Below are 1,574 nucleotides of genomic sequence, written 5' to 3' on the forward strand. Positions count from 1 at the left end.
TGGCAACTTCCGCCAGCTGAATCTGTCACCGCGCGTGAACTATGCGGTCGGGCCGGGCGACGTGATCACCTCGCAGACCTTCATCAACGTCAACCGCTTCAGCGTGGACAATGCTGAGCACATCGATACCGTGTATGGCGCGCTGCCGCCGTACAGCGCCACCACGGTGCACGTCGAATCGCGCTTTGAGCAATTCCGCGAAGACCTGAGCTGGGCGCGCAACCTGGGCGAAGGCCGCAAGCTGGACATGAAGCTGGGCGCCAACTACAACCACCGCTCGACCACGGCGCCCTCCGCGCAATACTGGGCGGACGGCACGCTGGCACTGGACCGGCTGATCTCGTCCGGCTCCACCGACAAGGGCTTCACCTCGACCGGCAAATACTCCACGCCGCTCTTCACCGGCCATTCGCTGGCCATGGGCTGGGACGTGGGCTACAGCAAGCGCAATGAAGCGCGCATCCAGCGCGAAAGCTCCACCGTGGGCGCGCGTGCGGAAAACCTGGACCAGTTCTACGATGCGGACGTGCGCCGCGCCGCCTTCTTCGCGCAGGACGAATGGAATGTGACGGACCGCTGGTCGGTGTACGTCGGCACGCGCTGGGAAGGCATCGAAGTGAAAAGCACGGGCAACGATTACGCGCCGGTGGACAACAAGTTCAATGTGCTGAGCCCACTGTTTCAAACGCTGTACAAGCTGGGCGAGCAGAAAAAAGACCAGGTGCGCCTGGGCGTGACGCGGACCTACAAAGCGCCGGGCGTAGGCGACCTGATTCCGCGCCGGTTTGCGTCGAACAACAACACGGCGACCTCGCCGGACCAGATGGGCAATCCGGACCTGAAGCCCGAACTGGCCTGGGGCCTGGACCTGGCATTCGAACACTACCTGGGCGACGGCGGCCTGCTAAGCGCATCGACCTTCATGCGCCGCATTGACGATATCACGCACCGCCGCGTGGATTTCATGAACGGGCTGTGGGTATCGCGGCCGGTGAACGATGGCGTGGCGAATACGCATGGCGTCGAACTGGAAGCCAAGTTGCCGCTGCGCGCGCTGATGAAGACCGCACCGGCGGTGGAGATGCGCGCGAACCTGTCGCGCAACTGGTCGACGCTGGATTCGGTGCCGGGTCCGAACAATCGCCTGGACCAGCAAACGCCGCTGAGTGGCACGGTGGGCGCGGACTGGAAACTGGACAAGCTGTCGCTGACGGCGGGCGGCAGTTTCAGCTTCCAATCGGGCGGGCCGGTGCGCATTTCGGACCAGCAGTACGCCTTCAGCTCCGCCAAGCGCGCGCTGGACTTGTACGCGCTGTGGAAGTTCACGCCGAAGCAGCAGCTGCGCGTATCGATGTCGAACGCCCTGCACCAGGATAACGTGGCCCAATCCAGCTACGCCGACACCTTCGGCGCGCTGCACGACACCACGATCACTCCCACCTTCGCCCAATTCCGCGCCCTCCTCGAAATCAAGCTCTAAAAGAAAAACCAAATAAAAAAAACGGCGGCACGAGGCCGCCGCGAACAGGATAGAACCGGTAACTCAGGCGGCCAGCGCCAGCGCGGGGCTGGCC

1 protein-coding gene is annotated in these 1,574 nt (G+C 63.5%); it reads left to right on the forward strand.

Going from position 1 to position 1,574, the window contains the following annotated elements; genetic code table 11:
• On the forward strand, window positions 1-1,480 hold a 1,480-nt coding region (locus AB4Z11_RS31205), incomplete at its 5' end, for a TonB-dependent receptor plug domain-containing protein (protein WP_442029988.1).
• Window positions 1,481-1,574: the final 94 nt, after the last annotated feature.

Origin of the sequence: Pseudoduganella sp. RAF53_2, from assembly GCF_052113985.1 — a bacterium.
Classification (GTDB): Bacteria; Pseudomonadota; Gammaproteobacteria; order Burkholderiales; family Burkholderiaceae_D; genus Rugamonas.